Source organism: Clostridioides sp. ES-S-0048-02 (assembly GCF_020658495.1).
GTDB lineage: Bacteria > Bacillota > Clostridia > Peptostreptococcales > Peptostreptococcaceae > Clostridioides.
In genome coordinates this window covers 1-9441 of sequence record NZ_JACVWH010000037.1, presented here as the reverse complement: position 1 = coordinate 9441, position 9441 = coordinate 1, and the positions used below count along the sequence as shown (strand labels likewise).

Sequence of the window (9441 nt, the reverse complement as noted above, 5' to 3'; positions counted from 1 at the left end):
TAAAGATTATGTGGTTACAATAGCAGAGAGGATACACCTGTTCCCATTCCGAACACAGAAGTTAAGCTCTCTAGCGCTGATGGTACTTGGTGGGAAACTGCCTGGGAGAGTAGGACGTAGCCACGTAGTCTTTTTTTATTGTTTGCTATAAAATCTAAAATTAAACAGAATATAAACTCTGTATTGATTTATACTAAGATAAAATATAGAATTATATAATATAGACAAAAAGTTTTGATTTAGAAAGAAGGTATGATATGAATTCTAATGAAAGAAGAAACAAATTAATAGATATTTTAAAGGAATCCAAGCATCCTGTAAAAGGTGGAGTGCTAGCAGAGCTATTAAATGTAAGCAGACAAGTAATAGTACAAGATATAGCGCTTATAAGAGCTAAAGGTTTTGAAATAATAGCGACACCTCAAGGATATATAATATATAATCAACCATATTTTTCCAGACAAATAAAATGTAAAAATCATAGAAATCCCCAAGAAATTTATGAAGAACTAAGAATTATTGTAGATTTGGGTGGAATTGTAAAAGATGTTATTGTAAATCATCCGACATATGGTCAAATAACTGCGGAACTTAATATTTATTCTAAAATGGATATAGATGATTTTATGATAAAAGTTGAAAAAAATGAGTTTAAACAATTATCAGTTTTAACAGAATGTAGTCATATTCATACAATTGAAGCACTCAAAGAAAAAACTATTGAAGATATAATAAAAAAACTAGATGACAGTGGAATATTATCATAAGGAGGAGTTAAATGAATTTTTTGTCATTGGCTAAGACTACTTCAACAAATAGTAATATAACGAAGAGAACTTTAGAAAATATGCTTAATAATTTCAGTGATAATATACCAAATATTATATATGCAATAACAATATTTATAATAGGTATTTATATAGCTAAGATAGTAAGAAAGATGGTTTCTAAATTTCTAATTAAATATGGAATGAGTAAAGGTGTAAATAATTTTATTGTATATGGTATATATATATCAATGCTATCCATCATATCACTGATAAGTTTAGGTATTATAGGAATACAAACTACATCAGTTGTAGCGGTCTTAGGAGCAGCTGGATTTAGTATAGGATTAGCATTTAAAGAAATATTATCAAACCTAGGTTCAGGCATGATTATTTTGTTTTTTAAGCCCTTCAATATAGGTGATTATATTCAAGGGTCAGGTGTGGAAGGTACAGTTTCTGATATACAAATATTTAGCACTGTTCTTAAAACTCCAGATAATAAAACTATAATAATACCAAATTTTCAATTGACAAGTAATAATATAATTAATTACACACATCAAAATAAAAGAAGAATAGATTTTTCGTATAATATTTCTTATGACAGCGATATAGATATGGTTAAATCTATATTAAATGAAATTTTTACAAATGAAAAAAGGATACTAGATGATCCAAAGCCAATCATAGGGTTAAACTCTATAGGTAATAATACTATGCAAATAGTTGCTAGGCCTTGGGTTAAAACTGATGATTACTGGGATGTATACTTTGATATAATGGAAAAAGTTAAAAAGAAATTTGATGAAAATAAAATAGAAGTTCCATTTATTCCTGCTTCATTATTGTTTAATAACACAAGTAATTTAAATTCTTTAGATAAAAGATAATATTTTAATTAAACAAAAAAATCAAATTCAAGATAACAAATTAAAGAAAATTCTAAAAAAAATTGAATAATAGTATTGAAAGATGTTAATATATATAATATAATGATTATCAAATAAAACAATTAGTTAAAAGCATTGAAAGAAAATAGTAAAAAACAGGTTGTATTCAGAGAATGAGTGGATGGTGAGAACTCATTACAATGGTTTTTGAATCTACTCTAGAGCTTCTAGTTAAAGCTAGACGTTTACCTACGTTACAGGTCTGAGAGGATTGTACATATGGGTATAATCAATTAGGGTGGCAACGCGGATAAAAGATTTTCGTCCCTTTTATAGGGTAAACGGAGGTCTTTTTTTATTTTCAAAATTTGTTTAAACTAAGAATTTGCAGTTAAAAATGTTTTAATTTAAATTGGAATTATTAATTTATATTATAAAAATTATTAGGAGGAATTAATATGTTAGATATTAAAAGAATAAGAGAAAATTTAGATGATATTAAAAAAGCTATGGAAATAAGAGGCGAAAAAGAATTCGACCTTGATGCTGTAGTGGAATTAGATAATAAAAGAAGAGAGATACTTCAAGAAGTTGAAGTTATGAAAAATGAATTAAATGTAAACTCTAAAAAGATACCACAATTAATAAAAGAAGGAAAAGATGTAGAAGAGGAAAAAGCAAGATTAAAAGAATTATCAGACAAGATAAAAGGTATTGATGAGAAAGTAAAAGAAGTTGAAGGAAAAATGGAATATGCATTGATGAGAATTCCAAATGTACCTCATCCAGATGTGCCACAAGGTGAAACAGATGAAGATAATGTTCAAGTAAGAACTTGGGGAGAACCTACAAAATTTGATTTTGAACATAAAGCTCACTGGGATATAGGAACTGGTTTAGGGATATTAGACTTTGAAACAGCTGGAAAAATAACTGGTTCAAGATTTACTTTATATAGAGGATTAGGTGCTAGATTAGAAAGATCTTTAATGAATTTCTTCTTAAATACTCATACAGCTAAACATGGATATACAGAAGTTTTACCTCCATTTATGGCTAATAGAAATAGTTTTATAGGCACTGGTCAACTTCCTAAATTTGAGGAAGATATGTTTAAAATAGAAGGGCTAGAGTATTTCTTAATATCAACAGCTGAAGTACCTGTGACAAATATACATGCTAATGAGATATTAGATGTTGCAGAACTTCCAATAAAATATTGTGCATATACTCCTTGCTTTAGATCTGAAGCTGGTTCAGCAGGAAGAGACACAAGAGGTTTAGTTAGACAGCATCAATTCAATAAAGTTGAATTAGTTAAATTTGTTAAACCAGAGGATTCTTATAAGGAATTAGAATCATTAACTCATGATGCTGAAACTATGTTACAAATGTTAGGTCTTCCATATAGAGTTGTAAGAATATGTACAGGAGACTTAGGATTTACAGCTGCTTTTAAATATGATTTAGAAGTTTGGATGCCAAGTTATAATAGATATGTAGAAATATCTTCTTGTTCAAACTTTGAAGATTTCCAAGCAAGAAGAGCGGGAATAAGATTTAAAAGGGATAAAAAATCAAAAGCAGAATATGTTCATACATTAAATGGTTCTGGATTAGCTATAGGAAGATGTTTAGCTGCTATATTAGAAAATTATCAACAAGCAGATGGCTCTGTAGTGGTTCCAGAAGAATTAAGACCTTATATGGGTGTTGATGTTATAAAATAATTGTGTATTAATATTATATAAGTGATAATATATTTTAAGATTAAAAATATACTGTAAGTAAATAGTAAATTAGAAAAAGTTATGAGATTTAATAATTTCATAACTTTTTTATGTTAATATATATAATAGAATATTCATCATAAAAAGCTAAATATTTTCATAAATCAACATTTAATTAGACGTTGAAAAATTTTTTTTAGGTTAATTTAAATTAAATGTAGCTATGTATAGCAATATATTAAATAAACAAAATAAAATTAAGTTGAATTATAAAATGAATTATGATAAGATAAGTTTGTTATAAGTTTTGGGAGGAATTATGGAAAGTTCATTTTATATGAAAGAAGCATTAAAAGAAGCATATAAAGCATATAATAAGAGAGAAACACCAATAGGTGCTGTTATAGTTAAAGATAATCAGATAATAGCAAGGGCTCATAACCTTACAGAAACATTGAAAGATTCTACAGCTCATGCAGAAATTTTAGCGATAAAGCAAGCATCAGAAAAATTAGGTGGATGGAGATTGACAGATTGTGATTTGTATGTTACACTAGAGCCTTGTATAATGTGTAGTGGTGCAATAGTTAATTCTAGAATAAAAAAGCTTATAATAGGGACAAGACATATAAAAAATTCATATATAGAGAAACAGCATGAGTTTAAATTAGATTATTTTGATAATAATAATGTAAAAGTGGCTTTTGATGTTTTGCAAGAAGAATGCTCGATCATATTGCAAGAATTTTTTAAGGCATTAAGAAAAAGAGATTAAGGAGAGATGGTCGAGTGGTCGAAGGCGCTCGCCTGGAAAGCGAGTATATGGGTAAAACTGTATCGTGGGTTCAAATCCCACTCTCTCCGCCAGAAACAATAAATAAAAGTAATTAAATATGGTTGTAATTTTGCTGTACTAGATGGGGAGGTAGCGGTGCCCTGTAACCTGCAATCCGCTATAGCAGGATTGAATTCCATCTAAAGGCTTATTTTTTGTAGGGCCGCCCTAAATAAGTGGTGTTGATGCTTAGGTCCTGCGCAATGAAAGCTCATGAACCCCGTCAGATCCGGAAGGAAGCAGCGGTAAGTGATCACTTTTGTGTGCCGCGGGGGTGCCTAAGTTGAGCTAACTGTTTTGGTAACGCCTATGGAATTAAGTCGATAGATGGTGTACAGCATTTAATATATAAAAGACTAATCCCTTAGATAATGAGGGATTTTTTTATTAATTTTACTAAAGAGAGGTAAAAAGATGCATAAAGCATTATATAGAGCATATAGGCCACAAAGATTTGATGATGTTGTTGGTCAAGAACATATTATTAAGACTTTAAAAAATCAAATATACAATGATAATATAGGACATGCCTATTTGTTTTGTGGTACAAGAGGTACTGGAAAGACATCTACTGCAAAAATTTTTTCAAGAGCGGTAAATTGTTTAAATAAATTGAATGAAGAACCTTGTAATGAGTGTGAAATATGTGAATCAATATTAAAAGATAATACAATGGATGTTGTAGAAATAGATGCAGCATCAAATAATAGTGTAGATGATATAAGAGAGCTTAGAGAAAGTGTAAAATATTCTCCAGCTAATGCTAAATATAAAGTATATATAATAGATGAGGTTCATATGTTGTCTCAAGGAGCTTTTAATGCATTGTTAAAGACATTAGAAGAACCTCCCTCATATGTAATCTTTATATTAGCTACTACGGAACCTCATAAGATACCTGCAACTATTTTATCACGTTGCCAAAGATACGATTTTAAAAGAGTTACTGTTAAAGATATGACTCTTAGGATGAAAAAAATTTGTAAAGATGAAGGAATTGACATAGATGAAAAAGCTCTTAATCTGATATCTAGAAACTCTCAAGGAGCACTTAGAGATGCTCTTAGCATATTAGACCAGTGTATATCATTTGGAGAAAATACAGTAGACTATAAAGATGTTGTTGAGTTGATGGGAAGCGTGAATATAGAACAATTATTTGAGTTGTCTCAATGTATTGTAACACAGGATACTAAAAAATCTCTTGAAATATTAAATGAATTTGTTTTATGGGGTAAAGATATAAGAAACCTTATAAATGATTTAATAGACCATTTTAGAAATTTAATGGTTTGCAAAGTATCATCAGAATTAGATGAAATAATCTCATTACCAGAAGAAACTATAGAGCAACTTAAATCTCAATCTGAGGACATAGATATGAATGATTTAATAAGAATTTTAAATATACTGTCAACAACTCAAGATGATATAAAATCATCTTCAAATCCAAGAGTCTTAGTAGAAATAACTATAATGAAGATTGCTCAGCCAATGTTTGATGAAAGTAAAGAAGCTCTTATTAAAAGGGTTGAGAATTTGGAAAAAATGATTGAAATGGGTAGCTTTAAAATTACAAATAATGATAGTGGTAAAGAAAAGGAATATGAGGATAATAGAGAAATAGATTCAAAAAAAGAAAGTATAGTTTATGAAGAGGTAAAAAATGAAGATGTTCTACTTATAGAATCATCATGGAAAAATATACTTAAACAAATTAAAAAAGATAAAAAAATGCCAATATACGCTCTTTTAAGTGAGGTAAAAAGTTTTAATGTATATTCTAACATGTTATATGTAATATTTGATGATAAATTTGATTTTGCAAAAACTAGATTAAGCTCCCCAGATACAATAAATTATCTAGAGAAGACTATAAGAGAAGTTTTAAATAGAAGCTTTAGTGTAAAAATAGTATTGTCATCAGAAGTCAAAGATATAAATCTTGAAGTTAAAGAAAAAAAAGACATTGGTGAAGAGATACTAAAGAACATAGTAAACGAAGAGATACTAGAAATAAAAGATAGTATTGATGAAAATGAAAGTAAATAATAAAATACTATTATGATATAATAATAAAATGAAAATAAGTTTAGGAGGAATAGTGTTTATGGCTAAAAAAGGTTTTGGAGGCGGAATGATGCCTGGTGGTGGAAATATGAATAATTTATTAAAACAGGCTCAAAAGATGCAAGAAAACATGCAAAAAGCTCAACAAGAGTTAGAAAATAAAGAAGTAGAAGCTTCAGTTGGTGGAGGAGCAGTTACTGTAAAAGTTAATGGTAAAAAAGAAGTTTTAGATATAACTATTAAACCAGAAGTTGTTGATCCAGACGATATAGAAATGTTACAGGATTTAGTTTTAAGTGCAGTAAATCAAGCATTGAGAAATATTGATGATATACAAGCAAATCAAATGAGTAAGGTAACTGGAGGTATGAATATACCAGGGTTATTCTAGTAGGTGATATTTATGCAAGTTTATACAGGTCCGATAACGAGACTAATAGAAGAATTTTCAAAGCTTCCAGGAGTTGGAAGAAAGACTGCTCAAAGGTTGGCTTTTCATATTATTAATATGAATACTAATGATGTGGAGGCTTTATCTAAGGCAATTATAGACGCAAAAAGAGAGATAAAGTATTGTTCAATTTGTTGCAATATAACAGATACAGACCCATGTAGTATGTGTTCAAATAAGAATAGGGATTCTAGTACTATATGTGTGGTAGAAGATCCGAGAGATGTTGCAGCTATGGAGAGAATAAGAGAGTTTAAAGGGCAATATCATGTATTAAATGGGGTTATTTCTCCAATGGATGGTATTGGACCAGATATGCTAAAAATAAAAGAGCTTATACAAAGGCTTGGTAATCAAGATGTAAGAGAAATAATAATGGCTACAAATCCTACTATTGAAGGAGAAGCTACAGCTATGTATATTGCAAGATTAGTAAAGCCAATGGGAATCAAAGTTACTAGGATAGCTCATGGTCTTCCTGTTGGAGGCGATTTAGAATATGCAGATGAAGTTACAATATCGAAAGCATTGGAAGGCAGAAGAGAAATATAAAAATCGAGGTTACTACCTCGATTTTTGTAATTTTTTGGAGTTAAATTCAGATTAATTTTGATTTAGATTTATTGAATAAATCTCTTCTGTATTGTATAATTTGTTGTATAAATCATTTAAAAATTTTGATAGGGGTGCAACATGAAACCAATTATGAACTTAGAAGAACATAATGCAATGAAAGAAAAAAGAATTAAAAAAATGAAATCAAAAGACAAGCCTAAATATGATGATTTTGAGGAGATAAGTTTTTCTAACAAGAAAAAAACTAAGAAAACTCCAAAAAATAAAAATACTGAATTCAGAAATAACTATAAAAACTATCAGTATGATTATGAAGAAGATTTTTATGAACCAATCTAGCAATTAAATAATTAGAAGATAAAAAATCCCTAATAGGTATACTATAGGGATTTTATTTATTTTATTAATCAGAAATTATACTTAATACTAAATTAGCTATGTTTTGGGCTGAATTTGACTTTCTTATAGATTTTATATTTTTCTTTAACATTTCTAGCCTACTAGAGTCATCTATTAAAACTTTTAATAATATTGATAAATTATATTTCTTTGTAGTTCTAAGTGCTGCACCACAATTGGATAAGAAATCAAGATTTTCTTCTTCTTGTCCAGGGATATAATATGGAACTATCATGGGTACATCTTTTAATAGTGCTTCAGTTGTAGTAAGTCCACCAGGCTTACTGACTAAAACATCGATAGAAGCTAAAATATCATTCATTTTATTAGTGTATCCAAGTACACATACATTTTTGTCATGATAACGAGATACAAGTTTTTTTTCAATTTTCTCTTTTAAACTTTCATTTCTACCAGTTATTACAAGTATCTGAAAATCTCTATCTGTATCTAATAACTCATCAAGAGTTTCTTTTATATTCCCAGCTCCAAAACTGCCACCCATAAGTAAAACAGTTAATTTATCAGGAGATAAATTTAGTTCAGAAAGAACAATTTTTTTATCTCTATGAGAGTGGAATGATTTTTCAACAGGGATTCCAAATGTTCTAATTTTGCTAGGCTCGACTCCATCAAATACTAATAATTCCTTTACATACTCATGACCAACAACATAGTAGTCAATCTCATTTTGTATCCATGTGGAATGAGTAGTATAATCAGTTAGTACAGAAATAAGTGGAGGAACATTAATAGTACTTGTATGATGCTTATAAAAATGATCAGTAGAAGCATTTATTTCATTATTATGTAAGTTAAAATTTTTTTTCAATGTACTTAGAGCAATCATTGGAAAAGGATGTGTACCTATAATTAAATCTGGCTTAGTGTTTTTAATGAGTTTTTTAAATTTTTTTGCCATAAATGTAATGATTAGATTATCTTTAAATTCATTTTTCGATAAAAGGTTTGTTTCAGATAATCTATATACACTTCCATATGCTTTGGGTGTATATATGGCGGATTTTTCATATCCTCTTGAAATTATTTTATCCATTATGTTATTGACTAATTTCAAACTATCTATTATTTCGCACTCAACTGGCTCTCCATCAATTGTTTTGGATGTAAGTTCTTCTTTAATAGCTAGAGCCGCTCTATTATGTCCACCACCTGTAGAAGCAGACATGATTAATACTTTCTTGCTCATAATAAAATCCTCCTAAAATGTAGCATAGTATTTATATAATATTTTGGTGTGTAAAAATGTCGTTCTCAATCAAATTATTGATAAATCATTTTTTAATAATAATCTAATACAAGATTACAAAAATTACAAGTGAAAGAAATGTAAATTAATTTTAAAAAAATGTGTATTGCTACAAATAAAAAATTTAAATATAGAATAAAAAGGAAAATTGGGCATAAAATATATATTAGTCCTATGAAATAGAGACTTTTGTTTATTATTAATTTCTGAGAGTTAAGCTGATAAAACATAGAAAAATAAAAAATCTTAAAAAAAATAAAAAATTATATTGACTTAGATAAATAAAGCTGATATAGTATTACTTGTCCTTAAGAAAAGGGCAGACATGAAAAATGAACTTTGAAAATTAAACAGTAGGTTAATTTATAAAAACAAGAAACAAACCATAAAGCCAGATATTTAGATAACAATAGTATCTGAGCCTGATAAACTTTTATTTGAGAGTTTGAT

The 9441-nt window shown here is 28.5% G+C and carries 9 protein-coding genes, 1 tRNA gene, 1 rRNA gene, 1 other RNA gene and 1 other annotated feature; of the genes, 11 read left to right on the top strand and 1 reads right to left on the bottom strand.

What is annotated here, in order from left to right:
- The first annotated feature begins 9 nt into the window (after positions 1-9).
- The 11 genes from rrf (at position 10) to IC173_RS19830 (ending at position 7661) form a co-directional block, all read left to right on the top strand.
- A 5S ribosomal RNA gene (gene rrf / locus IC173_RS19880) occupies positions 10-126 on the top strand.
- A gap of 131 nt (positions 127-257) precedes the next feature.
- Entirely contained in the window at positions 258-767 is a 510-nt protein-coding gene (locus IC173_RS19875) for a transcription repressor NadR (protein ID WP_227856174.1), read from the top strand.
- 11 nt (positions 768-778) lie between these two features.
- The gene (locus IC173_RS19870; RefSeq protein WP_227437590.1) at positions 779-1660 is read left to right on the top strand and encodes a mechanosensitive ion channel family protein; all 882 of its coding nucleotides are present in this window, start codon (positions 779-781) and stop codon (positions 1658-1660) included.
- A gap of 126 nt (positions 1661-1786) precedes the next feature.
- Positions 1787-1992 (top strand) — a binding site (T-box leader).
- Positions 1993-2118: 126 nt separating this feature from the next.
- Positions 2119-3390: a serine--tRNA ligase gene (gene serS, locus IC173_RS19865; RefSeq protein ID WP_227856173.1), complete on the top strand. Its 1272-nt coding sequence runs from the start codon at positions 2119-2121 to the stop codon at positions 3388-3390.
- 319 nt (positions 3391-3709) lie between these two features.
- Positions 3710-4165 (top strand): nucleoside deaminase, encoded by a 456-nt coding sequence (locus IC173_RS19860; RefSeq protein ID WP_227437594.1) that lies wholly within the window; start codon positions 3710-3712, stop codon positions 4163-4165.
- Positions 4166-4257 (top strand) — tRNA-Ser (locus IC173_RS19855).
- 41 nt (positions 4258-4298) lie between these two features.
- An RNA gene (gene ffs / locus IC173_RS19850) (signal recognition particle sRNA large type) lies at positions 4299-4563 on the top strand.
- Positions 4564-4639: 76 nt separating this feature from the next.
- Complete coding sequence (gene dnaX, locus IC173_RS19845; RefSeq protein WP_227856172.1) at positions 4640-6277, top strand: DNA polymerase III subunit gamma/tau; 1638 nt, start codon at positions 4640-4642, stop codon at positions 6275-6277.
- Positions 6278-6335: 58 nt separating this feature from the next.
- Positions 6336-6686 (top strand): YbaB/EbfC family nucleoid-associated protein, encoded by a 351-nt coding sequence (locus tag IC173_RS19840; protein ID WP_227437598.1) that lies wholly within the window; start codon positions 6336-6338, stop codon positions 6684-6686.
- Positions 6687-6698: 12 nt separating this feature from the next.
- A complete protein-coding gene (recR, locus tag IC173_RS19835; RefSeq protein ID WP_227437599.1) occupies positions 6699-7298 on the top strand; it encodes a recombination mediator RecR in 600 nt (199 codons plus the stop codon).
- Between the two features lie 141 nt (positions 7299-7439).
- The gene (locus IC173_RS19830; protein WP_227437601.1) at positions 7440-7661 is read left to right on the top strand and encodes a hypothetical protein; all 222 of its coding nucleotides are present in this window, start codon (positions 7440-7442) and stop codon (positions 7659-7661) included.
- A 64-nt stretch (positions 7662-7725) separates the two neighbouring features.
- On the opposite strand, the gene IC173_RS19825 is transcribed toward IC173_RS19830, so the two are convergent.
- Entirely contained in the window at positions 7726-8931 is a 1206-nt protein-coding gene (locus IC173_RS19825) for an MGDG synthase family glycosyltransferase (protein WP_227845888.1), read from the bottom strand.
- Positions 8932-9441: the final 510 nt, after the last annotated feature.